The sequence below is a fragment of the Streptomyces sp. SudanB182_2057 genome, assembly GCF_964272715.1.
Classification (GTDB): Bacteria; Actinomycetota; Actinomycetes; order Streptomycetales; family Streptomycetaceae; genus Streptomyces; species Streptomyces rubradiris.
The window spans coordinates 8318980-8343548 of the sequence record NZ_OZ186798.1 but is presented as its reverse complement, the minus strand read 5'-3'; the positions used below and the strand labels follow the sequence as shown (position 1 = coordinate 8343548).

Sequence of the window (24569 nt, the reverse complement as noted above, 5' to 3'; positions counted from 1 at the left end):
CCGTCTCCGTACCACTGAACCGGACCGTTCGCCCTGCCACCGAGCAGGACACCCCCCGCGGACGTGCCCAGGCTGACCGCACCGACCCGACAGGAGCACACCAATGACCCTCCGCACCAGGAAGACGATCGGATCACTGCGCGTCTCACCGCTCGCCCTGGGCGGCAACGTCTTCGGATGGACCGCCGACGAAACGTCGTCGTTCGCCGTCCTCGACGCCTACGCCGAGGCCGGGGGCAACTTCATCGACACCGCCGACGCCTACTCGGTGTGGGTGGAGGGCCACGCCGGAGGGGAGTCCGAAAGCATCATCGGCACGTGGATGGCCGCGCGAGGAAACCGCTCGGACATGGTCATCGCCACCAAGGTGGGCGCGCACCCCCGGCTCAAGGGGCTGACCGCCGCCACCATCACCGAGGCGGTGGAAGCATCCCTCGCACGGCTGCGCACGGACTACGTGGACCTGTACTACACACACGTCGACGACGAGTCGGTCCCCGTCGCGGAGTTCCTCACCGCACTCGACGGCCTGGTCACGTCCGGCAAAGTCCGGGAGATCGGAGCCTCCAACATCTCCCCTTCCCGGCTCCGGGAGGCCCTGGCGTTCTCCGAGACAGAGCGGATATCCCGCTACGCGGCCGTCCAGCCGCACTACAACCTGGTCGTCCGGGACCTCTATGAAGGCGGGCTCGACGGGATCGCGGCTCGCCACGGCCTCGCTGTGATCCCCTACTTCGCACTCGCCAAGGGGTTCCTGACGGGCAAGTACCTGCCCGGCGAGCAGGTGGACAGCGCACGAGGCGGGCACGCGGCCCGGTATCTCGGTACGCCCAGGGGCCGGCGCGTGCTCGAGACCCTCCATGCCGTCGCCGCGGCCCACCATGTCCAGCCGGCAGCGGTCGCGCTCGCCTGGCTGGCCGCCCAGCCCACCGTCACCGCACCACTGGCCAGCGCCCGCACCCCCGAACAACTGGGGCAATTCCTCGACTTCGGCGACATCACCTTGTCCCAGGAAGAACTGGACGCGCTCACTGCGGCGTCCGACTGACCGGAGCATCGAAGGTATTGCCTGGTACCCCTTGTCCAGAGGGGGCCGGCCCTGCGCCGGGCGCGGGGCGCGCCAGCGCACCGCCGGACGCGGGATTGCGGAGGGCGCACGTCAGGAAGACGCGGGACATGGTGAAGAAAATGGCCGCACGATCACCCTGGCTTCCGCTCTGCAGCCGGCTCCCGGTTCCATCGCGGCTGATGACCCTGTGAGGAAGAAGGAACCTCCCGTGAAGAGCGTCGTCGTCACCGGAGGAACCAGCGGTATCGGCCGCACCACCGCACTCGACCTGGCCGCCCATGGCTTCCGGGTCATCGCCACGGCCCGCACCCCGGCGGGCCGTGGGCGCTCGTCAACAACGCCGGCGTGGCCGGGCCCGGCGCCTTCGAAGACGTGTCCGAGAGCGATGCCCGCACCATACTCGAAACCAATCTGCTCGGCGTGGCTCGGATGACCCGTCTCGTCCTGCCGGGAATGCGCTGCCGTGGTGAGGGCCGCATCGTGCAGATGAGCTCCGCCGGCGGCCTGGTGTCCGTACCTCTCAACGGCTGGTACGCGCCAGCAAGCACGCCTTGGAAGCGCTGACCGACGCCCTACGGCGAGAGCTGGCAGTCACCGGAGTGCACGTCTCACTCATCGAACCGGGTTTCATCGACACACCCATGGTGTCCATAGCCCTGACCACGCTCCCCGCCGGATCACGGTTCGAGGCCGCGCACGCCACGGTCCGCCGTGCCATCACGATGCGCGGCCCCCTCGGTCCCGACGCAGTCGCCCGTACTGTCCGTCGAGCATTGAGCGCCCGGACACCGCAACGCCGTTACCGGGTCGGTGTCGAGGCGGTTGCGGCGCGTGCCGCCTTCCTTCTTCCGTCCGCCGCCCTGGACATGGTGGCGCACGTGGTCGTGAGCGACGGCAGGGGGTGATGCCTGTGTGGCTTCAGCTACCGGCGCGGTGACGGCGGTGGACACCCGCCTCCTGCCGGGTGCTGGTGAAGCAACCGCCAAGGGGCTACTCGAGCTCGGCGGAGACAGCCTTCGAGAGCCCGGCACTGTGCTTCGCCGGCTGACGCGGCAGACACCTTGCCGGTCCCTGGAGCGACGCACCTCGGCGGCTCACAACCGGATCAGGACCAGTCCCGCGCTCAGCCCGCTGGCCAGGCCGATCAGAGCCCCCGTACACGGCCCGGTGCGGGAGCGGGCCGGGCGGCAGGGAGCCGGCGAACGCGAGCATCGAGGCGACATTGACGACCGCGCCGCGGCCGCGCGCCAGCATGCCCGGAATGGTGGCGCGAGTGCGCACCGTCGGCGCCAAGACATTCACGGCGATCACCTTGGTGAGCAGGGCGGCATCGACCTCGGTGAAGGGCCCGTACCCGTTGATCCCGGCATTGTTCACCAGCAGCGACACATCGTCGGCCGCGGCCCGCTCCGCGACCCGGGCCAGGTCCCAGGGGTCGGCCTCCACCGGCTCGACGTCCGCCCCTGTCCCCCGGAGCCGTTCAGCCAGTTCGTGCAGCCGCCCGGCACGCCGGGCAACCAGCGCCAGGTCCCAGCCCCGTCCGACCAGCCGGCTGGCGTACTCGGCACCGATTCCCGACGACGCCCCGGTCACCACGGCTCGGCCCGCTCTCCCGTCGTAGGTCATGACGGATCCCTTCATCCTGTGATTCCGCCGCCCCGTCCGTGGTACCGGGTACCTGCCAGTCACTGCCGTCACACTTGTCGGAGGCACTCATGCAGCGCATCCGGAGAATCGCACTCTGCGTCGCAGCCGGGAGTCTGGTCTCCTCCGTCTCCGCCGCCGTCCCGGCCACGGCCGCCCCCGGCCCGCCTGCCTGCAGCCAGGTCTCCCTGGCCTGGGCGGGTGGTTCGGCCAAACCCGGCGGCGGCAGCGATCGGCAGGAAACCGCCCTGGTCCGGGTGAAGAACAGCGGGGACCGCGCCTGTTCCCTGCTCGGCGCGCCGTCGGTCATGCTCACGACGAACGGGGTCCCGGAGACGCTCTCACAACAGTCAGGAGGCGACCTCATGAATCTAGCCCCCGGCGCGACCGCTAAGTTCACCATCACCTTCCTCAGCGACAGTGGGAAGAACGGCAACGAGATCATCCGTCCCGAGCAGGCCGTGGTCACCTTTGCCGGTGGCACGGTGAAGACCCTGACCTGGCGGTGGGGCGACGTCACCCGTCAGGAAGCCGCCAGTCGTCCTGGCAATTTCGTCAGTCCGGTCACCTGACCGACGCCATCGCGCCCGGCGCCGGGACGCGTGTCGATCACCTACTGACCGGACGGCCGTGGAACGTTGATCACCATGGGACGCACGTGCAGTGCGCCCGCTTGTGAGAGGCTCGCCGCCTGGTCCCGCAGTTCGACGAGGAGCGTGTCGGGCTGGAGCGTCTTCGCTTGGGTCTTACGGCGGTCACCCGTCGCGTTCCAGAGTTCGATCGGATACCAGCCGACGATGTAGATGCCCGCATCCGTCCCTGCTTCCGGCAGGTACCGGCCCGCCAGCTGTTCCGCCTGAGCCGTCGGGACCTCGTCGTTCCAGGAGCCCTTGACCTCGATGACCAGCTTCACTGATCCACTGGAAGCGATGTCGTGGTCGTCGCCGGGTGCGGGCAACGCCTCGACGAGAAGGTCGGTGCGGTCGCCCGCGCCGTAGGGATCGGTGGGGTGAATCAGCACCTCCCGGTTGACCGCGACACGGTGGCCGGCGAGCCGCAGAGTCAGCTCGTGTGCGAGGTATGCGCACAGGGCTGCTTCGGGTTTGGGGCGCCAGACATCAGGGATGACCGGGTTCTCCGCGGACGGCTTCCGAGGCCTCTTGCCCGGCGTCCGGTCCCACAGCAGTTCGCCGTGCGAGGGAAGTGCCAGGCTCACCTCCTCCAGGGCCTCCTGCACCACGTCCAGGAGGTCTGTGCTGGTGCGGACGACGCGTCGCGCTGGATCCTGCAGAAGCCGTATCACGTCCTCCGCGCCCACCTGGCTCCAACTCGCGGCGGCGTGTTGCTTGATGGCGGCGACGAGGGCTGCGGCGACAGCCAGTCGACCGGGGAACAGAGCCGCGAGTCGCCGCAGTTGACGAACCGCCTCCGCGGTGGCTCGCCGGCTCAGCTCAGAGAGCAGTCGGTCTCTCCATTTTCGGGCTTCTTCCTCGGCAGTGACCAAGTGAACGCCGCGAAGAGGCTGGTCCTCCTCAGGGTCGTACAAGCCACTGAGCCACAGATACAAGTCGGCGAGGAGAGCCTCGTCGAGGGAACTCTGGATACGTTCCGTTCTGGTCCTGGCGCATGCTTCGGCCAGTCTGCGGGCGAGCTCGGGGTCGGTCGCCGCGAACGCCTTGACTCGTGCCCAGTGCGCCTCGGCATCCGCGGTCAGCAGGGCCTGGGCGGCGAGGACGGCGGCTCGTGCGGCGAGCGGGGTTTTCCGGGGCCCGTCGATACTGGCGTCAATGATGCCGTGCGCGGTGTGGCTGTCGGTGGTGAGAAGGGCGGCCAGGATGCTGTGCCAGGTGCGCAGCGCGGCCTCACGGGCCTCATCGTCGCCGGGCAGGCACATGGAGTGGTCTTCGGTCGCCGGTGAGCCTGCCAGCACCTTGTCCGTCGTCTCGGGCACGAGTCCGAGGCAGGTGGAGAGCTCAGTGGCGAGGTGCTCCATGCACGTACGCAGTTCCGTGGCCCAGCGGGGGTCGACCGCGTTGAGTTCGATGGGCTGTCGGCCCGTCCTGAGCGCTGCTCGTGCTGCCTGGGTGACGCGACGGGCCAAGGACTCGGGCGCGTGGCGGGCTGCCAGGCGCAGCAGGTCCACCCGCTCGGGTTCCGTGTAGCTCGTGGCCATGCCCAGATACTCGGTGAGTATCGCGGCGGTCCAGGAACTCCATGTCCGCGCGGGGAGTTCGGGCAGGCGGTCCGTCCGGTGCAGCTCGGTGAGCAGGGCGTATCCGGCCCAGGAGCATTTGTTGCCGCTGGCGTGCGGGAGCCAGGAATCGGCGCGGTCGTGCTCGGCGGTGAGGTAGCGGAGAGCGAGCTCGGGCACGTCGGACAGATCGTCGCCGAGAGCCACGGCGGCGGGCCAGGTCGCGATGGCGCCCCGCGCATCCTGCGCGAAGCTCCCCGTCTGCGGGTCCACGCGCAGGCCCCACAGGAACTGCCACAGAGCGTCGTTGTCGCCCGCCCTGGCTTCGGCGAGGAGCCGCGCCAGATCGGCCATGAACTCCGCTGCTTCCGGCCAGTGCCTCTTGTCGGCGCTGTGGCTGCGGCGCAACGTCCGGGCAAGCGGACTGTCGAGGGGGATGGCCTCGTAGAAGGAGCGCAGATACGGCCAGGCCGGGTGCGTGTCGTCGTAGGCCAGTTCGAGTGCGTGGGGGTCGTCCGGGGGGAACGTGCAGGAAGCCAGCTCGCCGTACGCCTGGACGGCCGCGTCGTCGCCGGTCGCCGCCGCCTCGGCGGCCTGCTCCAGGACCCACGGGAAGTCCTCCCGGTCGATGAGCTGGTCACGGGTCGGCGGCTCGGGCACCGGGGATGTGCCGAGCCGCATCGGTGAGCGCCGTTCCCAGTCGTACGCGATCTGACAGGCCGCCAAGCGCGGCTCGGCCCCTGTTCGCAGAGCTTCCGTGACCAGGGCTTGTGCCAGAAGCCTCCGCAGTGACCGTGTCCCGGGCGCCTCGTGTCCGTGCTCGTCCGGTTGCAGGCAGTCCGGCACCTGGACCTTGCGGTGGTCGTGCAGGAAGCTGAAAATGATCTTCGCCAGGGTGTCCGCGTTCCGAGCCGCGTCCGGAGCCTTGAGAGCGCGGTCGATCACCCCGTTGATCAGCGAGGTCTCGAAGCGGTCGGACGAGAAGACGAAGCCGCTGTCCGGCCGGGACACTGCTTCGGATACCCAAGCCAGAAGACGCGGCAGGTCCTCGTCCCCGCACTCCGCCGGCATGTTCCTCAGGAAGTGGGCGTAGTTGCCGTACAGATCAGGGGACGGAGGGCGAAGGGCACCGAGCATCGCCGCCGCGTCCAGATGGTGCGGCCACAGCAGGTTCAGTAGCGTGCCGCGCAGCTCATGGTCGGGATCCACCCGCTCGGCGCGGGACGGATCGGACAGCGAGTCGAGCACCTCCACGAGGACGGGCACGGCACGGCCTGGGTCGCAGGCGAACGCGGCGCGCGCCGCCAGTCGACGTTCCGTTTGATGCCACGCGTCGTTCCGCACCAACCTCAGCAGCGCGTCGGCCAGCCTGGAATGAGCGGTGCCGGCCTCCTGAGCCAGCTGGAGCGCCAGACGGACTCGCGCCGTGGACTGCCACTCGGCCCCGCCTTCGGCGGAACCGGACTCCAGGACGTCGGCGAGCTGGTCAGCGAGCGCGGGATGGCGCAGGTCCCAGCGGGAGAGCTGCCATCTGGTGTCTCCCAGTTCGACCTGTGCCGCACGTTCCAGCAGTCTGCTCACGGTGAGCCGGCGGACCTCGTCGGAACGCACGAGTGCGCTGTGCACCGCCAGGCTCTCGGGATCGGCGCCGGCCAGCCAGCCGCCGGCCGAGGGATCCATGGCCACCAGCCAGGCCGCGGTCTCCCGCAGCGGTGCCGGAATGGTCGCCGTCTCCCCGTCCGGTGCGCCGATCAGGAACAGATTCTCCAGTTGTCTCGGCGTGGTCTTCCGGTCGGTCAGGTACCGAGCCGCGAGGTAGGCCGCCACGGAAGAGTGGCGGAATGCCGCCCTGCCGTCGTCCGGCGCTGTGAACAGCGCGGTCGCCAGGCATTCTTCGACCACTTGGGGCGTGACCTGGAATGCGCCGGCGGCGGTCCGCTCCGTTCCGCCCACCAGTACGTCGCCCGGCAGATCGTAGGCACCGGCCTCGAAGGTGCCGCCGTGCCAAACAGTCCGGTGGCCGGACAGCAGCATCCACGCGGCAATGCGTCCCGCCACCATCAGGCGCTGAGGGGCCGTGGTGATCAGCGCCTTCTTGAGACGGTGCGGGTCGGGGTCTTCGGCGAGGCGCGCCACTCCGCGCACGAACAATTGCTCCGGCCGCCCGTGCAGCCGGCCGTCAGCCTGATAGGTCAGGACCAGCAATTCCAAGGTCAGCGGTATGCCGGCCAGCACAGCGGCGCCGGCCGCCTCGGCCGCCTCCACGAGCTCTTCCCCCGGCACACCGGCGCTGTCGGCCAAGGACACGGCCTCCGTGCGGCTCAGCGGAGCCAGATCGACGCACCGGCACGCACCGAACGCCTCGGCCAGCACAGGCGTCAGCGCCGCCGGATAGTCGGCCGTGCGGCAGGCCATGAGGAACCGGACCCGACTGGTGTCCCGGCCGCTCAGCGACCTTCTCAGCCATCTCGACAGACGCGGCAGCAGCGGACTCTCGTCGGCCTGGTCCACGACCACCGTCAGCACTCCGCCGGTCCCGGCGGCGTCTCCTGGTGAAGGCAGGGAGGCGAGATGGCAGCCGAGTTCCTCCCGATAGGAGTACTCGGTGAGATCCCCACCCGTCACCCACAGGCAGGCGTCGGAGTCTCCGCTCCAGGTGTCGTGGACACGAGGCAACTCGCTGGTGAGCTGCTTCAGCACGGAAGTCTTACCGGCACCCGGCTCTCCCAGCACGACCATGGCTCCTGCCGCCGCGACCACGGCGGGAAGTGCCAGGACTCCTTGACGAAGTCGCCCCGCGTCAACGACCACGTCGTCATCGTCCGCCCGGAACGCTTCGGCGGCCCGCACGATCAGATCTTCAGCGGCGACACGCTCACCCCGTACCCTGCACACCCGAGGGACATGAAAGCCGAACACATAACCTGCCATGCCCGCATTGTGTCAACGCCCACTGACAGCCGCCCCGGTCGTCCTGCTCCGCGGCTGACGCCCGTTCCCCAGGGCCAGGCAACGATGCGGCTCCGGTCGTGGAGCCCGGCGACCAGGCCCTTGTCACGCCGGCGCCGGAACTCACCGCCCTCGAAGCAGCCGCCCGGAACTTCCTTGTCCACAACCGACGCCACCGCGGCGGACGCCGACCGCCTCCGGCAGGCATACCTGCGGCGCTTCGACATCGAACACACCTTCCGCCTGTTCAAGCAGACCTCGGCTGACCCCCCGAAGATCCGCACATTCGAGGCCGCCGACCGCTGGACCTGGCTCATCCTCGTCGCCCACACCCAACTCCGCCTCGCCCGCCCGCTCGCAGCCGACCGACGCCGTCCATGGGAGCAGTCCAGTTCCCCGGACAGGCTCACTCCCGCCCGCGTCCGCCGTGACTTCCGGCACATCCGCCCACAGACCGCCTGCCCGGCCGGAGCACCACAACCCGCCCGCCCCGGCCCCGGACGACCAGCGGGCCGAAAGAACACCCGCCCCGCACCCGCGGGGACAACAACTGCATGCCCCGCCGGCTGATGGTGCGGTCTGAGCAATCCCCGCTGCCACCCGCGCTCCACTGGCTGCAGGCCCATGCCCGGACCGTACCGGTGGGTGCCGCCGCCGCACGCCGCCCCGGCGGTGCCGGGGGGCGCAGGGCGTGCGAGTGCACCCCTCCGCGGTCAACGCGGAGGGCACGAGCGCGGCGTGCGGAGCGGTCGTCCGTTTCAGATCACGCCCTGGGCGAGCATCGCGTCGGCGACCCGTTCGAAGCCGGCGATGTTCGCGCCGGTGACATAGTCGTCCGGGGCGCCGTAGCGTTCCGCGGTCTCGTGGCAGGTCGCGTGGATGTCCCGCATGATGTGCGCCAGTTCTTCCTCCACCCGGGCCGGCGACCAGGCCGTCCGGGCGTGGTTCTGGGCCATCTCCAGGGCGCTCACCGCGACCCCGCCCGCGTTGGCGGCCTTGCCGGGGCCGAAGGCGACACCGGCGCGCTGGAAGAGGTGCACCGCTTCGGGCGTGGTGGGCATGTTCGCGCCCTCGGCGACCGCCTTCACGCCGTTGCGCACGAGCGCGGCGGCGTCGTTCTCGTCCAGCTCGTTCTGCGTGGCGGACGGCAGCGCGACGTCGGCCGGGACTTCCCAGACCCGTCCGCCCGGCACGAACCGGGCGGAGGACCCGCGCCGTTCGGCGTACTCGCTGATCCGTCCGCGCTCGACCTCCTTGACCTGCTTGAGCAGGTCGATGTCGATGCCCTTGTCGTCGATGACGTAGCCGCTGGAATCCGAGCAGGTCAGCGGGTTGGCACCCAGGGCGAGCAGTTTCTCGACGGTGTAGATCGCGACGTTGCCGGAGCCGGAGACGACCGCCGTCTGTCCCTCCAGGTCCTCGCCGCGCTCGCGCAGCATCGCCGCGGCGAACAGCACGCTCCCGTACCCGGTGGCCTCGGGCCTGATCGCCGAACCGCCCCAGCCCGTTCCCTTGCCGGTGAGGACACCGGCCTCCCAGCGGTTCGTGATCCGCCGGTACTGCCCGAACAGATAGCCGATCTCGCGTCCGCCGACCCCGATGTCACCGGCCGGCACATCGGTGTGCTCGCCGATGTGCCGGTACAGCTCCGTCATGAACGACTGGCAGAACCGCATGATCTCCGCGTCACTGCGGCCGTGCGGGTCGAAGTCGCTGCCGCCCTTGCCGCCGCCGATGCCGAGTCCGGTCAGCGCGTTCTTGAAGATCTGCTCGAAACCGAGGAACTTGATGATGCCGAGGTTGACGGACGGGTGGAAGCGCAGGCCCCCCTTGTACGGGCCGAGCGCGCTGTTGAACTCGACCCGGAAACCCCGGTTGACGTGCACGCGACCCTGGTCGTCCTGCCAGGGCACGCGGAAGATGACCTGGCGCTCCGGCTCACACAGCCGCTCGATGAGGCCCGGCTCGGCGAACTCCGGCCGCGCCGCAAGCACCGGCGCCAGCGTGTCCAGCACCTCGTGCACGGCTTGGTGGAACTCGGGTTGGGCGGGGTTGCGCCGCTCGATCTCGACGCGCAGGGCGTCGAGCCGGGTCTTGCTCTCGTCTCGGGTCGTCACAAGGGCCCTTTCTGGCACGGGTGTTCACCGGTACGAGCCCGGTGAAGAGGCGCCCGGCTCCATTGCCGCGCGCAGGACGGGGCCGCCCCGGACCCCTCGTCAGCTGTCACACTGAACCACCCGGAAAACGGCCGCCCCCCAGTGTTACCCCTGTGTAAACCCCAAGGCCAGCATGGCCGCACAACTGTCCGGAGTCTGAGATCACGGGCTTCCCCGGCGGGCCTGTCGACTTCGGCACCCCCGACGGCGACGAATGGCTGAACTCCCGTCCGCCTGTTCCCGCTCGGCACTGCCGTCCCGCATCCCCGTGACTCCGTCCCGGAACGGCTTCTCCCCCGAAGACCAGTGAGTCTCACCTATGCCGCTTTCAATGGGTAGTAGTTGTCGGCACATTCTCCGGGCGGCTCCCGGGCCTTGACGGTCTGTGGTCGTGGCCGAAGCAGCGGCTGCGATGACCGTTCCCGCCCGTTCCGGCCGTGGAGCACGGGGAGGCCAGGGCCGCCGACGGGGACCGTCCCGTACCGGACGGCGCCCGGTTCCCTGCCGCGCAGTGCCCAAGTGACGGTGGGTCATGGGTGGCTTCTTCGGTGTTGATCCTGTGGCAGGTTCTTCGGTGCTCCCGTCGGGACCGGCGGGGCGATGGCCGTGACAATCGCCAGACCACCGACCCGGAGGCTGGCGATGCGTCCCAAACTCAAGTCCGACGTGCTGTACGTGCCGACCGACAGCGGAGTACATGTTTTCGGGGCGGGAGCCGATGTCGCCCTGCGCGGCCGGGCCGCCTATCAATGGCTCGACCGGCTCGCCCCGCACCTCGACGGCCGGACCGAGTTGGAGGACTTGGTGCGGGGCCTGCCGGAGGAGAAACGGCAGATCGTGGACGCCCTGGTGGAGCGGCTGCGCGCGGCCGGATGCGTCCTGGACGCCGCCGACGACCTCCCGCACGGCCTGACCGACCGGGAGTTGGAGACCTACGCGGCCGAGATCGCGTTTGTCGAATACCACCTCGACTCCGCCCCGAGGCGGTTCGAGACCTACCGCGACAGCGAGGTCGTCGTGATGGGTGCGGGCCCGGTGTTCGTCTCGTTGGTCTGCTCGGTGCTGCACTCCGGGGTGCGGCGGCTGCGGGCGGTGCGGACGACGGAGGCGGTGACGGACTCGGGGCGGTTGACGCGACTGGCCGCCGAGGCGCTGCACCGCGACCCCGGCCAGGAAGTGGAGCATGCCGTCTGGGTCCCGGAGGAGGAGGCGGCAGCGGCCCGTGCCGATGTGGTGCTGCACGTCGTCTCCGCCGGCGATCACGTCGATCGTGCGGTGCGGCTGGACCGGCTCTGCCGGGACTCCGGCGCCCTCTTGGTGCAGGGCCTGGTCCTCTCCGATGTCGCCTGGCTGGGCCCGTACGGCCCCGGTTGGGCGTCGGCCTGGTCCCGGCTGGGGGCGACGGGGCCGCACCGGTCCAGCCGCTTCCTCGGCGGGCCGGCCGCGGCCGTCGTCGCCGGGCATCTCGGGCTCGCCGCGTTCAAGGCCCGCACCGGGATCGGCGGTTCCCACGAGACGGAGCTGACCCGCATCGACCTGGAGACGCTGCGTACCTCGGCGCACACGTTCCTGCCGCACCCGGACGCCCTGGCCGTGCGACCGGAGCGGGAGGAGGAGTTCGTCAGCCGGGTCCGCTCGCTGCGGGCGGCTGGGCCGGTCGGCGAGCAGGAGTTCTCCGCGCGTGCGGCGCGCTGCTTCGATCCTCATCTCGGGGCGCTGCGCGGCCTGGAGGAGGGTGAGTTCACGCAGGTGCCGCTGAACGTCACTGAGGCGGTCCGGCCCACGGACGACGGTGCTCCGCGTGTGTTCGGCGCCGGGACGAGTTTCGCCGAGGCCCGCCGCGCGGCCGCCTTGCGCGGCATCGCGGCGTACGCGGCACGGTTCACCGACTCGCGCCGCGTGCACGCGGACGGCACCGTGTGGGGTTGGGACGTCGCGGACGGGTGCGCTCGGCGAGTCCCCACGACCGTGGCGTCGGGCCTCGGACCCGGGGTGGCGGCGCGGCTCGGCTGGGACGACGCGGTGACCGACGGACTGGCCCAGCACTGCGTCCGGCTGGCCGTCGCGGACGTGACCGGCGGGACCGGCGGGCCCGTCGGCCTGGACCTCGCCGACGCCGCGCTCGACGCCCGCGCGAAGTCGCTCCTCGGTCTGCTGCGGGCAGCCGGCGGAGCGGTCCGGGTGGCCGACGTCGGGGGCGCGCTCGGAGTGCCGGTGCTGGCTTGGTGGCAGGGCGGCCGTGCGGTGGCGGCGACCTGCGGTCCGGACGCGGTCGCGGACGGTCTGGAGCGGGCCCTGCTCGACCGGCAGGCCGTCATCACCGGCGAGCCGGCGTACGCGCCGCCCACCGTGGCCGGGCTGGGATCACCGCCCGGGGAGCGAGCGGCGACCGGTGCTCCGTGGCCGGCCCTGCCCGGGCCGGAGCGCATGGTGGACTGCCTGCGGGCCCGCGGCCTGCGACCGGTGGCCGTGCCGCTGGACCACGACCCCGCCGTGCACGAGGTGCTGCCCTCCCTGCTCCGGGTCGTGGTCCTCGATGACTAGCACCGCGGACCACGGCACCGGGACGGCGCCCGGTGCGGCCGGCGTGGACGCCGACACCGTCGGGCTCCGCTTCTGGCGCCGCACCTTCGAAGGCGTCCGGGAACTCTTCGCGGAGGGCCACGGCGAGGAGGGCGGGGCGGACGATCCGCTGCCGGCCAAGACGTACCGCGGGCTGCCCCGGCACCCGTTGAGCGCGCCGGCTCGTGCGGTGGGCGACGCACGGTGGTCCTTCGCCGCCTTCCGCCGGGCGCACCCCGGTGGCGCACCGTGCCTGGACCGGCTCGACGAGCCCGCCGTGTCGGCGCTGCTGCACTGCGTCTACGGGATGAGCCGTCTGGAGGCGGGACCACACGCCGTCTGGCCGTATCACCGGCTGGTGGCCTCGGCCCGGTGTTTCTATCCGGTCGAGTTGTATCTGTGGACGGCGGAACCGGCCGGTGAACTGGCCGCCGGCTGCTACCACTACGACCCCGCGCACCACGCCCTGACCAGGCTGCGCGCGGGTGGTCTGCCGGACGTGCTCCTCGCCGCCGTCGGAGTGGAACGGCCCGCGGCCGTCCTGCGCGGAGCGTACGACGCTCCCAGCGCCCTGCTCGTGGCGGCGGTCTGCTTCCGCAAGGCGGCCTTCCGCTACCGCGACTACGCCTACCGGCTGTGCGGGCAGGAGGCCGGTATGACGGTCGGCAACGCCCTGCTCACCGCGGGTACGCTCGGGCTGCGGGCCCGTGTGCACCACCGGTTCGACGACGAGGTCGTCAACCGGGCCGTGGGACTGGACGGGTTCGAGGAGACCGCGGTCGCCGTCCTCGATCTGCGCACCGGTCCACTGCCGGCGCCCGTCCCGGCCGCACGGCGTCCCGCGCCTCCCCCGCCGTCGGCCGGTGCCGCCCGCGGAACGTCGCCGGCCACCGCCCTGCCTGCCATCCGGGCGGCGTATGTGCGGACCAACGCCACTGAGCCCACGGCCTGGTCGGGACTGCTGGAAGTCGACCGGGCCGCCAGGCGGACCTGGGCGGCCGGACGGCCGGCGGTGGACCCGCGGGCCTTCCGCCTCCCGGCCGAGACGCGGGGCGGTGAACGGGAGCTGTCCCTGGCGGCGCCGACCGAACCCGCCCCCGGCGAGATCGAGTTGGCGGCTGCGCTGCGGGCTCGCGACTCCGGGGGCCGGATGTTCCTGCCGGGCGGGGACCCGCTGCCCGTGCACCGGCTCGCGTCCGTCCTGCGGCACGCCCTGGAGCCCGTGCCGTCCGATCACACCGGCCGGGACTGCCGCCCGCTCGTCGACTGCCATGTGCTCGCGCTCGGCGTCGACGGCCTCGACTCCGGGCTGTACCGGCTGCACCCGGCCCCCGTTCCCGTGCTGGCGCCCGTGCCGGGGCGGGACTGGCGCGCGGTCCTCGCGATGCTCTGCGACCGGACCCCGGCCGTGAACTCCGCGAAGGCCGACGCGATCGTGTTCCTGACCGTGAACCGGGTCGAGGGTGAGCGGGCGTTCGGGGCCCGCGGCTACCGCATCCTGCACCAGGAGAGCGGGATCGTGGCTCAGCGCGTCAGCGTGCTCGCGGCAGCGGTGGGACGCTCCGTGCGCGTCACCAACGGCTACCACGAGGGCGTCGTCCGCGAGTTGATGGGTGTCGCCGACCGGGCGTACGTACCCGTGTTCTGCATGGTCGTCGGCCGCCGCAGGGCCACGGCGCAGTACGAGATGCCGCTGACGTGGTGAACCGCGGCTCCCCGGGGGCGGCCCCGGGGCCGTGGCCGCCGGATCCTACGGGCGGGACTGCGGTCGCACCGTGAAGACCCCGGGGCCCGTTCCGCCCGAGCATCGGACACGGCCAGCTTCCTGGCCCTTGGGCACAACCGACAACGCGGAAAGGGGAATCCGATGGAGAAGGAACTCGTCCTCGACCTCGCCGACCTCAGCGTCGACGAACTGGACGTGCTGCCGACCTCCCCGGGCGCCGGCCTGGAGTCGATCAACGTGGGTCACGCGATGGTCGAGATCGGCGCGTCCAACTGCACCTCGACCGGTACCCCGGCGAGCTGCTGCTCGTGCTGTTGCTGCTGAAGCGGCACACCTCACACAGCCGTGTCCGGCGGGCGCACCGCCCGCCGGACACGGCACCGCTCCCACCGACCAGGGAAGTGACCGTGACCGACACCGCCGCAGCCCGCCCCGCCACGGTGGCGGTCCTGGGCAAGGGCCTGCTCGCCACCGCCGTCCGGGCGGCGCTCTCCCGCGGCCACGGGACACCGGCCGGGACCGGCGGCGAAGACACCACCGCCGCCGCGAGCGGGACCGGCGCCGGTCACGGCGGCGGCTCCGCCGCCGTGACCGTCGTCGCCGACGACGGCTGGGCCGACGACTCGGCCATCACCTCCGCGCGGACGCCCCGGCTGCCCGTCCGGGTGGAGTTGGGCAGGGTGGTCATCGGGCCCATGGTCGTCCCCGGGCGCGCGGGCTGCGCCCGGTGCGCCCGCACCCGCCGGGAGCGGGCATGGGGGCCGGACAGCCCCCGGGCGGAACTGGTCCGGCGATTCGGTGAGCGCCTCGCCGACCGTCCCACCCCCGTCCTGACGGCCTGGGCGTGCGACGCGGTCGCGGACTTGGTGGTGGACGAACTGCGCTTCCCCGAGGGGCGGTTGACCCGGTGCGGTCTGGTGATGCTGTCACTGACGACCATGGCGGTCGACGCCCATCCCTTCCTGCCCGACCCGTGCTGCTCCGAGTGCGGCGGGCTCCCGGACGACCGGCCGCCGCAGCTGCTCGGCACCCCCCGGCCCAAACCCGACCGGGACACCTACCGGGTCCGCGATCTGCGGTCCGGCTGGGAGGCGTTGACACGGATGTACGTCGACGGACACACCGGAGTGGTCCGCCAGCTCGACGTGCGCACAGACTACCGCTATCCGATGGTGTCCGCCCCGCTGCACCTGCCGGACGGACAGCAGGAGGCCGGCTTCGGCCGCGACCTCGCCTACGCTTCCTGTGAACGGACCGCGTTGGCCGAGGCGTTGGAGCGACTCGGCGGCGCCCGCCCCGGCGGTCGGCGCACGACGGTGCGTGCCTCCTACCGCGAGGTCGCCGGCCAGGCGCTGTGTCCGGTGGAGCTGGGGCTGTATCCGCCCGAGCGGTACGACGAACCGGGCTTCCCCTACCCGCCGTTCGATCCGAGGACGGCCCTCGACTGGGTGTGGGGGCACTCCTTCGCCCGCGACGCGCCCGTCCTCGTACCCGAGGACTACGCGTACTACCGCACCCGGCACGGCGATCCGGACGCCCGGCCGCTGGCGTACGAGGTGTCCAACGGGTGCGCTCTGGGCGGCTGTCTGGAGGAGGCGGCGCTGCACGGGCTGGTGGAGCTGGCGGAGCGGGACGCGTTCCTGCTCACCTGGTACGCGCGGCTGCCCGCGCCCCGGGTGGACCTGTCGACGGTGTCCGACCCGCGTATCGCGGTGCTGGCCGAGCGCGTCCGGCAGGACAGCGGGCACCGGGTCCTGGCCTTCGCCACCACGCCGGAGCACGGCATCCCCACCGCGTGGGTCATGGCGGTGCATCCCACCGCACGCCTCTCCCCCGCACCCGGGGATCCACGGCCGGAGCCGGCCGCCGTCTGTGCCGCAGGCGCTCACTTCGACCCCGAACAGGCGCTGCTGAACGGCCTGCTGGAACTGACCGCCAACCTGGGCTGGAACCGTGACGCCTACCGCGAGGAGCGGGAGCGGATCGCGGCGATGGTGACCGACCCGGACCAGGTGCGGGAGATGCGGGACCACGCCCTGCTGTACTGCCACCCCGCCGCGTTCGACCGGTTCGACTTCCTCCTCGGCGACGGGCCCCCCGGCACCGGCGGGCCGGGCCTCCCGGTGGCGGAGGCGTTCGCGCGCGCGGACTGCCGGCCGCGCGGCACTGATCTGCGGGAGGACCTCGTCGAGGTGGTGTCCCGGTTCACCCGCCGCGGCCAGGACGTGATCGTGGTGGACCAGACCACGGACGAGCACCGGGCCGGCGGACTGGCCTGCGCGAAGGTCATCGTCCCCGGTCTGCTGCCCATGACGTTCGGCCACGGCATGCGCCGCACCCACGGACTGCCCCGGCTGCTGCGGCTGCCCGCGCTGCTGGGCCACCGGGCCGGGCCGCTGACCCCGTCCGACGTCAACCCGTACCCGCACCCGTTTCCGTGACACTGGAGCCGGCCATGACCGTGAACCACACCACCCCGGACGTCTTCGGCGTGCGCGTCGGCGGCCTGCCGGTACCGATGCTCGACGACATGAGCTCACCGGAGCTGTGGAACCAGATCGGGACGGTCCTGGACGGCGAGCGGGCGCTCGGCGCCGCGGAGGCGGCGCTGTCCGACGCGTTGTACGGGCTGATCGGGCAGGCGACGACCGGCAAGTCCCCGCTGGTGGCACTGCGCCGGGCCGTCCACAACCGGCGCGCGCTGACCCACCGGTACTGGAACGACGAGGTACGGGCATCGCTGCCGCCCGCCGTGACCGCCGGGGTGCGGTCCTGGAGGGAGCTGCTCGCGGCGCATGAGCGGGCCACCGCCCGACTGGACGAACTGATGGCGCACCGCACGGCCGAGCAGCACCTGCTGCTGCGCAAGGCGGTCGCCGACCCGGGCTTCCAGCACGGCCTGGTGCTCAGCAGTCCGGTTCTCTACCGGCAGGTCCGCAAGTGGCTGGCGCGTCCGGACGAGACGGTGCCGGACCGCTCGCTGGCCCTGCGCCTGACGAAGTACCTGGCCCGGGTCACCATGAAGACCAGCCCCTTCAGCACCTTCACGGTCAGCGGTCTCGGTGTCTGGCGCGAGCCGGACGCGCGTCCCGCTCCCGCGCCCGCCCCGGCACTCGCCGTGGTGACGGTCGCGGAGATCAACGTATGGGTGGTGCAGCAACTGGTACGGCAGCTGAGCCTGCGCCCCGGGCCGGCCGCCCGGATGCGGCTGCGTCTCAACCCCAGCGCCCATCTGGCGGACGGGCGCTGGGAGTTCCTCGGCACGGGGCCGGAGGAGCCGTTGCGGGGGCTGCCGGCGGGCGCCGCGGTCGCTGCCTGTGTGGCCGCGGTCGGCGAGGGCGGGCGGGTCCGCGCGGACGCCGCGCGCGAGGTCGCGACGCGCACCGGGAACGACGTGGCCGCCGCCGACGCGTATCTGGGCCGGCTGGTGGAACTGGGGCTGCTGGAGGCCGAGCGCCCCTTCGCCGACCAGGCGCTGAACCCGCTCGCCGCCCTGCGGGACTGGTTGGCCGGTGCGGGCCCCGACACGGCGGCGCTGCTCGGTGAGGTCGACGTGCTGGCGGACCTGGTGGCGCGGTACCCGACGCTGCCGGGCGCGGCGGACCGGCTGCGGTGCGGCACGGCGATCGAGGAGGCGCTGTGCCGTGTACGGGACCTGGCCGGCCCCGAGCGGATCCAGCTGCCCGCCAAGAACAGCGTGATCGAGAACGCGTTGCTGACGGAGCCCCTGGCGGGCCCGGTCCGGCAGGACTGGGAGCCGGTTCTGCGGGACCTCGACACCCTCCGCCGCTGCTACGCCGTACTGGACCCGGCACTGCCCGGCCGGGTGGCCCTCGCCGACACCTTCGCCGAACGCGTGGGCAGCGGTGCCGGCATGCCTTTCCTCACCTTCCACCGGAAGGTGCAGGAGTGGCTTCGCGAGGGTCCGGAGCTGCCGAGCCTGCTGTCCATCGCGACCCACGGCTACGCGTCCCTGCTGGACCACCGGCTCCCCCGCATCCGCGAACTCGCCGCCCGGCGGGCCGACCTGTGCGCGCTCGCCGCACCGGTCCACGCCGGTGCGGACGGCGTGGTGCGGCTGGACCCGGCGCGGCTGGCCGATCTGACCGACGGCTGGCCTCGCTGGATGCGGGCGCCGGACTCCGTGGCGTTCTACGGGCAGCCGCTCGACGGGCCGGACGCCCGCTTCGTGGTCAACGCGGTCAACTCCGGGCACGGCCGGGGGCGCGACCGCATCAGCCGCCTGCTGACGCAGGCCGGTGTCGAGGCCCGGGCGGAGACGGCCGCACCGGACGACGCGGTGATCGTCGCGGACACCTGCCGGCACTTCGGCAGCAACGTGGGGCTGCGCCGGTCCGCCGTCGCCCACGAGATCGACTACCCGGGAGGGCACAGCGAGCGCGCGGCCGAGCAGCGCATTCCGCTGTCGGACCTGCTGGTGCGTCACGATCCCGTACGGGGTCTGCTCGTCCTGTGGTCGCGCGGCCGCGACACCGAGGTGCGCCCGGTGCACCCCAACCTCATCGCGGAGCTGTGGCTCCCACCCGCCATCCGGCTGCTGCTCCAGGCGTTCGGGGCGACGTCGAACCTGCTGATCCCGGGCCGCCGGATGTTCGGGGACCCGTCCCTGGCCGCGGTGGGCGGCGTGCTGGCCGAGCCCCGGGTGACGGTCGGCGCGACCACGGTCAGCCGCCGTCAGTGGGTGTTCCCGGCATCCGCCGTGCCGGTCCGCGAGAAAGGCGCGAGCGACCGGGCGCACCTGCTGCGCCTGGCCGGCTGGCTGCGCGAGCACGGCATCCCGCGCCGCTGTTTCGTACGCGCCCTGGATCCGGCCTCCGTGGTCGGGGGCAGCGTGTGGCGGATCAAGTCGCGCAAGCCGCTCTACGTCGACTTCGCGAACCTGCTGCTGGCCGGCGTGTTCGAACGGGCGGTGGCCGGCGACGGGCAGGTGCTGTTCCTCCAGGAGGCACTGCCCGGCCCGGACGGCATGCCCGGCTACGGGGACAGCGGGCCCCGGGTGACCGAGTTTCTGATCGAGATCAACGGAGGACAGGATGCCCGAGAACGACAGCGGCTCGCTTGACCCCGAGGCCGCCGGAGGCGCGGACTGGGTGTGCGCGCACATCTTCTACGACACCGACCAGGATCTGCTGCTGACCGACTGTGTCAGGCCCCTGGTCGCGGAGCTGACCGCCGACGGGCTGGTGCAGCGGTACTTCTTCCTGCGGTACTGGGAGGGCGGCCCCCATGTGCGGCTGCGACTGCTGCCCGCGGCGACCGCCGACCGCGCGGCGATCGAGCTGCTGACCGGGGAACGCGTCCGGGAGTTCCTGGCCCGCGCCCCGGCCGCGAACGTGGTGGACCGGACCCGGTTCACCCAGGTCGCCGCCGGGCTGGCCGGTCTGGAGGGCCGCAGCGGCCACGACGTCCTGGTGCGCCCCAACAACTCCGTGGAGTTCCTGCCCTACGAACGCGAGTACGACGACTACGGGCGGGGTGCGGCGATCGCCGCCGTGGAGCGGCACTTCTTCGAGTCGAGCCGGCTCGCGCTGTCCGTGATCGCGGCCGGGGCGACGGTGGAGCAGCGTGCGCTGCTGGCCTTCGACCTGGTCGTCGGTGTGTTCGCGCTGTGCGAGGAGGTCCGCGACCAGTGGGCGCGACACGGCGGACCGCCCCTGCCGTTCGGCAGCGGTCCCGAGGCCGAGAACGTGGCCCCGCGCTATCTGGCACAGCGCGACAAGCTGCGTGCGCGGGCCCGTCTGACCTGGCGGATGGCGGCGGACCCCGAGGCGGGCGGACACGATCAGCGGGCCTACTGGCTGGCTTCGGTACGGCGGCTGCGCGAGCGGTTGCATCTTTTGGAGGATACGGGCGTGTTCACGTCCGCGTGGGCGGGGTCGCCGCTCGCGGAGCCGCTCGGACTGTCCGACACCCGTCATCCGGGCACGAGTCTGGTGCTGCTGCGCTGCGCCCACCTGGTCAGCAACCGGCTGGGACTGACCCTGTGGCAGGAGAACCAACTGCGGTTCCTGGTGGGGCGGGTGCTCGCGGAGCTGCCCGAGGCGCTGGCCGTCTCGTGAACGGGGCGGCGGGATCGAGGTGGTACAGCCTCCATGTCCATCACCACGACGAAGAAGCCGAGCCGGAGTTGGTTCTGCGCGCCGTCCGGCCGGCCTTCGAGGCCGTGGCTCCGTGGGTCGAGGGGGCCTGGTTCGGCCGGCACTGGCTGCGCGGTCCGCATCTGCGGCTGAACTTCCGCTGCCGCGACACGGAATGGGAGGAGCGCGTCCGGCCGACGGTGACCAGGATCGTGACGGACTACCTGCGCGCCCGTCCCTCCGTGGCACGGCTGGACGAGGGTGCGCTCGCCCCGGTGCACGCCCGGCTGGCGGAGCTGGAGATGGAGACCGGCCCGAGACACCCGTGGGTGCCCGACAACACAGTGCTGGAACGGCCGTACGATCACCGGCTGCCCGTGCTGGAGTCCCTGCGGGCGAGCGAGCTGCTGGCCGACTTCCTCAGTGACACCAACGACCAGGCGTTCCGGGCGTACGAGCGGGTGCGGGCGGGCGGCGCGTTGTCGCTGCTCGCGCTGGACCTGATGTGGACGACGGCGTCCGTCGCGGCTGTCCCCTTCATCGCGGGCGGGGAGCCGATCGAGCGGGGTTTCCTGTCGTTGCGCTCACATGCCGACGCGTTCCTGTCGCGTACCCGGGACCCGGCGGCCGTGCGGGCCGATTTCGATGACCGGTTCCGGCGGCAGGAGACGGTGCTGTGCGAGCGGCTGCGGTCCGTGGAGGCGGCCCTGGGTGATGAAGCCCGTGCAACGAAAGACCCGGGCCGCTCGGACGCGGTCGGTGACGTGGTGCCGTTCGTCACGGAGTGGGCGGCCGCGGTGCGCCGCCACCAGCGGATCGCGCATCCGCTGCTGGCTTCCGGCGAGGTGTCGATGGGCGGGGCCGCCCGGGCGCCTCGCCTGCCGACGCGTCGGACGAGCGAGTTCCACGCGGTGCTGCGGTCGGACCACGGGCACGAGGACTTCGTCCGGACGGACGACTGGTTCGCCTCGTTCCGCCTCGTGATGAACTACCTCTACCTGCACCTCACGCGGCTCGGGCTGAAGCCTGTCGACCGGGCGCTGCTGTGCCATCTGGCGGCGCTCACCGTCGAGGCGGTGCACGGCGTCGACGCGGTCGGCAGCTTCCAGCGGTACGTCGCCTCCGTGGACCCCTCCTCGAAGCGGCCCGAGTGGCGCCGTATCGGAGAGGCGTGGGCCGCCGGCGGAGCCGGCTGAACACCGCCGTACGGCCCGCACCGGCAGCGAGGGGAGGAACCGGCCCGGCGCCTCCCCCGCCGTCGCCGCTACGCCCGGCCGCCGGTGCCCAAGGGTGCGGGGATGACATCGGGCAACTGGTTGCGCCCGGAGATGCCGAGCTTGCGGTAGGCACCCGAGAGATGGAACTCCACGGTACGCACGGTGACGAACAGCTTGCCCGCGATGGCCCTGTTGGTGTGCCCGGCTCGCGCCAGACCCAGGATCCGCTGTTCCTGGGGGGTGAGGCCGCTCAGCGCGGGCGGGACCTCGTCGTCGTCCACCGCCGGACAGAGACATTCGCGGTCCGCGGCGATGCGGCGCACCAGCGGCTGCGCTCCGCAGGACTTGGCCGCGGAGAGCGCCGCGCGGAACTCCGTGCGCGCGGCGTCGGCGCGTCCCGCCTCGCTCAGCGTGACCCCGAGATCACGGCGGGCGTGAGCCAGTTCCAGCCGGGCGGGCGAGTGGGCCAGGGTCTCCACGGCCGTCGCGAGACGGCGCAGCCGGCGGTCCCCCGTCTCGGTCAGGGCGAGTGCGTGCTGGGCGGTGCCGACCGCGCGCGGGGTTCCCCAGCGGCGCGCGTCCTCCCACTCGGCGGCGGCGAGCCCGGACGCCTCGGTCAGGTCACCACGGGAAGCCAGCAGCCGGGCGGCGCGGGACCGCCACGGCAGCACCGCGGGGTTGCGCACCCGGGAGTCGGCCAGCAGCCTTCCGGCGGCGTAGAGGTCCTCCAGGGCGCGAGTGGTGTCCCCGGCCTGTTCCCACACGGCGGCGCGGGCGCCGAGGACCGCGACGGTGTCCTGGCGGGCCGGCAGCTCGCCGTCCAGTCCGCAGTCCGCGAGGAGGGCGAGGGCGGCGTCCGTGGCGCCGGTGCGGGCCCGCACCTCGGCCAGGGTCGCCACGGTGAGGGCGGCCGGCAGCCGAGCCGCGTCGACAGCCGGGCGCAGCAGGTCCGCCAGCGGGGTCAGGGCGGCGTCGGCGTCGGTGAGGCTGCCGCGGGCGTACAGGACGAGGGCACGCAGCAGACCGACGCCGACGTCTGCCCACGTGCCCGGCCGGGGCTGGTCCGGCAGGCGGGCCCGGCTGCAGTACGACCACGCCTCGGCGAGTTCGTCGGCACGGATCAGGACCTCGCAGCCGTGCCACAGCAGGCGGCCGGGGGCCTCGCTCCCGGCCAGTGCCCCGCGCGCGTGTCCCACCGCGGCGTCCCGGTCGGTGCCGTCGCGCAGGGCGTGCACGGCCCGCAGGGCCGACAGCTCCCGCCGGGCCTGGTCATCGGACGGGGCCTGTGCGGCCAGGCTGTCGGGCAGGTCGACGGGGAGGCCGGACGGGACCGGTCCGTCCAGGCAGAGGAGCGCTTTGTGCAGCCGGAGCCGCCAGCGCTGGGCCGCCGCTCGGGGCCCGAGTCGCTCGGCGGTGTCGTCGAGTACGGCCACCGCGTCCTCGGGCCGTCCGCATTCGGCCAGCAGTGTGCCGAGGGCCACGGCGTAGTCGGTGGCGCAACGGGGGTCGTCGGCCTCGCGCCGCGCGGCGTCCAACCGGCGTACGGCGCCGTCAGGAGCGACGAACCCGTCCAGCGCGGCGAGCTGGCACTGGACGGACGAGCGGACCTGCGGGCGCAGACGTTCCCGGAGCATTCCGCGCAGATGTCCGGCGGCCTCCTCGTGCCTGCCCTCGCGCTCCAGTTGGTTCGCCGCCATCCGTAACGGCCGGACGGTCCAGGGCAGGCCGAGCGGCCCGGCGGCGACCAGTTGCCGTGCCACCCGGGTGGCGCCGAAGTGCCCGTCGCGCAGGATCGCGGCGGCGGTGAGGTGCAGGGCGGCCCGGGTGCCGGCCGGGACGCGGCTGATAACCATCTCGGCGAGCAGGGGGTGGCGGAAGGACAGCGGGGTGCGGTTGGCGAACAGCGAGCGGGTGACCAACTCGTCGATCAGGGGCAGCGCCTCCCGTACGGAGAGCCCTGCCAGTTCGGCGCACTGGGTGATCTCCGCCCGGGGGCCGAGGACGGCGACGGCCCGTGCCAGCCCGAGGGCGGCTCCCCCGAGCCCGGCCAGCCAACGCTCGATGCCGGGCAGTGCCGCCGACGCGGCGGTGTCGCGCAGGGCGTCGGCGGTGGGGGCCGTGCCCGTGTGACACGCGAGCAGGGACAGCAGCAAGGCCGGATTGCCGCCGGTCAGCTCGTGGCACAGTTGGGCGGTCGGCGCGTCGAGCGCGACATCGCGGTACGCCGCCGCGAAGGCGCCCACCTCCTCCGGTGCCAGCCCGGACAGTGCGATGTGCTCCGCGTCCGCGGTGAGCGCGGGAGGCAACGGGTCCTGGTCCGCCGCCGCGGTGTCCCCGCCGGTCAGGGCGATGACCAGGGGCAGGCCGAAGGCCGCGGAGTACAGTCCCGAGAGCCAGTGGAGCGACCACGGGTCGAGATGTTCGGCGTCGTCCAGGCAGATCGCGACCGGCGTCCGCCTGGCCTGCCGGCACACGGTCTCCACGAGTTCGTGGAGCAGTTTCTCGCTCGGGGCGGCATGGTGGCGCACGGGTTCGTCGCCCGGCTCCGAACGATGTGCCGTGGGTTCGCCGGCCGGCTGGTGGAGTGCCGTGCCCTCGGCGGACCCGGCCGCCAGTTGGCTGACGACGCGCAGGGCGGCGCCGAGCGGGTCGTCGGGCCGAGTTCGTACCGACACGGCGGACACCCGGAACCCGGCGTCGGCGGCGAGCGCCCCGAACTCGCCCAGCAGGGCGGACTTGCCGATCCCCCGTTCTCCCTTGACGACGATGGTCGCCGGACCCCGTCCCCCGCGTGCTCTGTCGATGACGGCCGCAAGCCGTGCCCGCTCGCCTACGTGCCCGATTCGATCCACTGAGGTCAACTGCTCGCCTCCCTGCACGACGTACCGTGCATCCGCGGTCAACCGGATGTACGGGCTCCTCAATTTAGTAGGCGTTGACCTGGGAAGATGCGCGGA

At 72.4% G+C, this 24569-nt stretch carries 15 protein-coding genes and 2 pseudogenes; 13 read left to right on the top strand and 4 right to left on the bottom strand.

Translation table 11 applies throughout. The features are described from left to right. Positions 1 to 103: 103 nt before the first annotated feature. The 4 genes and pseudogenes from ACSURM_RS36990 (at position 104) to ACSURM_RS36975 (ending at position 1974) form a co-directional block, all read left to right on the top strand. Positions 104 to 1048 carry an aldo/keto reductase gene (locus tag ACSURM_RS36990; protein WP_436960500.1) on the top strand — a complete coding sequence of 315 codons (945 nt, stop codon included), beginning with the start codon at positions 104 to 106 and terminating at the stop codon, positions 1046 to 1048. Positions 1049 to 1256: 208 nt separating this feature from the next. Beyond that, on the top strand, positions 1257 to 1502 hold the full coding sequence (locus ACSURM_RS36985; protein WP_436960498.1) for an SDR family NAD(P)-dependent oxidoreductase: 246 nt from the start codon (positions 1257 to 1259) through the stop codon (positions 1500 to 1502). Then, positions 1415 to 1656: pseudogene (locus ACSURM_RS36980) on the top strand (SDR family NAD(P)-dependent oxidoreductase); the annotation flags it as partial. The gene ACSURM_RS36985 and the pseudogene ACSURM_RS36980, both read left to right, overlap by 88 nt. 12 nt (positions 1657 to 1668) lie before the next feature. Then, complete coding sequence (locus tag ACSURM_RS36975) at positions 1669 to 1974, top strand: hypothetical protein (RefSeq protein ID WP_436961261.1); 306 nt, start codon at positions 1669 to 1671, stop codon at positions 1972 to 1974. Positions 1975 to 2059: 85 nt separating this feature from the next. Here ACSURM_RS36975 and ACSURM_RS36970 read toward each other — a convergent pair whose 3' ends face one another. Then, the gene (locus ACSURM_RS36970) at positions 2060 to 2695 is read right to left on the bottom strand and encodes an SDR family NAD(P)-dependent oxidoreductase (protein WP_436960496.1); all 636 of its coding nucleotides are present in this window, start codon (positions 2693 to 2695) and stop codon (positions 2060 to 2062) included. Positions 2696 to 2784: 89 nt separating this feature from the next. Here ACSURM_RS36970 and ACSURM_RS36965 point away from each other — a divergent pair, with 89 nt between their 5' ends. Then, positions 2785 to 3285 (top strand): DUF4232 domain-containing protein, encoded by a 501-nt coding sequence (locus tag ACSURM_RS36965; protein WP_436960494.1) that lies wholly within the window; start codon positions 2785 to 2787, stop codon positions 3283 to 3285. Between the two features lie 41 nt (positions 3286 to 3326). Here the strand turns inward: ACSURM_RS36965 and ACSURM_RS36960 are convergent, their stop codons facing one another. Beyond that, positions 3327 to 7835 carry a hypothetical protein gene (locus ACSURM_RS36960; RefSeq protein WP_436960493.1) on the bottom strand — a complete coding sequence of 1503 codons (4509 nt, stop codon included), beginning with the start codon at positions 7833 to 7835 and terminating at the stop codon, positions 3327 to 3329. A 177-nt stretch (positions 7836 to 8012) separates the two neighbouring features. Between ACSURM_RS36960 and ACSURM_RS36955 the strand changes: the two are divergent. After that, a pseudogene (locus ACSURM_RS36955) lies at positions 8013 to 8390 on the top strand (NF041680 family putative transposase); the annotation flags it as partial. Between the two features lie 221 nt (positions 8391 to 8611). Here the strand turns inward: ACSURM_RS36955 and gdhA are convergent. Continuing rightward, a complete protein-coding gene (gdhA, locus tag ACSURM_RS36950; protein ID WP_436960492.1) occupies positions 8612 to 9970 on the bottom strand; it encodes an NADP-specific glutamate dehydrogenase in 1359 nt (452 codons plus the stop codon). A gap of 681 nt (positions 9971 to 10651) precedes the next feature. On the opposite strand from gdhA, the gene ACSURM_RS36945 reads away from it, so the two are divergent. The 7 genes from ACSURM_RS36945 to ACSURM_RS36915 all read left to right on the top strand — a co-directional run bounded on the left by ACSURM_RS36945 (position 10652) and on the right by ACSURM_RS36915 (position 21591). After that, positions 10652 to 12553, top strand: a complete 1902-nt coding sequence (locus tag ACSURM_RS36945; RefSeq protein WP_436960490.1) for a hypothetical protein — start codon at positions 10652 to 10654, stop codon at positions 12551 to 12553. Continuing rightward, positions 12546 to 14276 carry a SagB family peptide dehydrogenase gene (locus tag ACSURM_RS36940; protein WP_436960488.1) on the top strand — a complete coding sequence of 577 codons (1731 nt, stop codon included), beginning with the start codon at positions 12546 to 12548 and terminating at the stop codon, positions 14274 to 14276. The genes ACSURM_RS36945 and ACSURM_RS36940 overlap by 8 nt, the downstream gene beginning before the upstream one ends. Positions 14277 to 14438: 162 nt before the next feature. Next, entirely contained in the window at positions 14439 to 14621 is a 183-nt protein-coding gene (locus tag ACSURM_RS36935) for a hypothetical protein (protein WP_014677372.1), read from the top strand. Between the two features lie 83 nt (positions 14622 to 14704). Continuing rightward, positions 14705 to 16738 carry a TOMM precursor leader peptide-binding protein gene (locus tag ACSURM_RS36930; protein WP_436960486.1) on the top strand — a complete coding sequence of 678 codons (2034 nt, stop codon included), beginning with the start codon at positions 14705 to 14707 and terminating at the stop codon, positions 16736 to 16738. A gap of 14 nt (positions 16739 to 16752) precedes the next feature. Beyond that, positions 16753 to 19380, top strand: coding sequence for a lantibiotic dehydratase (locus ACSURM_RS36925; protein ID WP_436960484.1), 2628 nt, complete (start codon positions 16753 to 16755; stop codon positions 19378 to 19380). Continuing rightward, the gene (locus tag ACSURM_RS36920) at positions 19352 to 20377 is read left to right on the top strand and encodes a lantibiotic dehydratase C-terminal domain-containing protein (protein ID WP_436960482.1); all 1026 of its coding nucleotides are present in this window, start codon (positions 19352 to 19354) and stop codon (positions 20375 to 20377) included. Before ACSURM_RS36925 ends, ACSURM_RS36920 begins: the two co-directional genes overlap by 29 nt. Next, positions 20374 to 21591 (top strand): thiopeptide maturation pyridine synthase, encoded by a 1218-nt coding sequence (locus ACSURM_RS36915; RefSeq protein WP_436960481.1) that lies wholly within the window; start codon positions 20374 to 20376, stop codon positions 21589 to 21591. Before ACSURM_RS36920 ends, ACSURM_RS36915 begins: the two co-directional genes overlap by 4 nt. Before the next feature lie 68 nt (positions 21592 to 21659). On the opposite strand, the gene ACSURM_RS36910 is transcribed toward ACSURM_RS36915, so the two are convergent. Then, a complete protein-coding gene (locus tag ACSURM_RS36910) occupies positions 21660 to 24464 on the bottom strand; it encodes an AAA family ATPase (protein WP_436961260.1) in 2805 nt (934 codons plus the stop codon). Positions 24465 to 24569: the final 105 nt, after the last annotated feature.

Bases quoted from the DNA above. Each gene is read 5' to 3' on its own strand.
- ACSURM_RS36970 (WP_436960496.1), bottom strand. From the start codon at position 2,695: ATGACCTACGACGGGAGAGCGGGCCGAGCCGTGGTGACCGGGGCGTCG.
- ACSURM_RS36990 (WP_436960500.1), top strand. From the start codon at position 104: ATGACCCTCCGCACCAGGAAGACGATCGGATCACTGCGCGTCTCACCG.
- ACSURM_RS36960 (WP_436960493.1), bottom strand. From the start codon at position 7,835: ATGGCAGGTTATGTGTTCGGCTTTCATGTCCCTCGGGTGTGCAGGGTA.
- ACSURM_RS36940 (WP_436960488.1), top strand. From the start codon at position 12,546: ATGACTAGCACCGCGGACCACGGCACCGGGACGGCGCCCGGTGCGGCC.
- ACSURM_RS36920 (WP_436960482.1), top strand. From the start codon at position 19,352: ATGCCCGAGAACGACAGCGGCTCGCTTGACCCCGAGGCCGCCGGAGGC.
- ACSURM_RS36935 (WP_014677372.1), top strand. From the start codon at position 14,439: ATGGAGAAGGAACTCGTCCTCGACCTCGCCGACCTCAGCGTCGACGAA.
- ACSURM_RS36945 (WP_436960490.1), top strand. From the start codon at position 10,652: ATGCGTCCCAAACTCAAGTCCGACGTGCTGTACGTGCCGACCGACAGC.
- ACSURM_RS36965 (WP_436960494.1), top strand. From the start codon at position 2,785: ATGCAGCGCATCCGGAGAATCGCACTCTGCGTCGCAGCCGGGAGTCTG.
- ACSURM_RS36925 (WP_436960484.1), top strand. From the start codon at position 16,753: ATGACCGTGAACCACACCACCCCGGACGTCTTCGGCGTGCGCGTCGGC.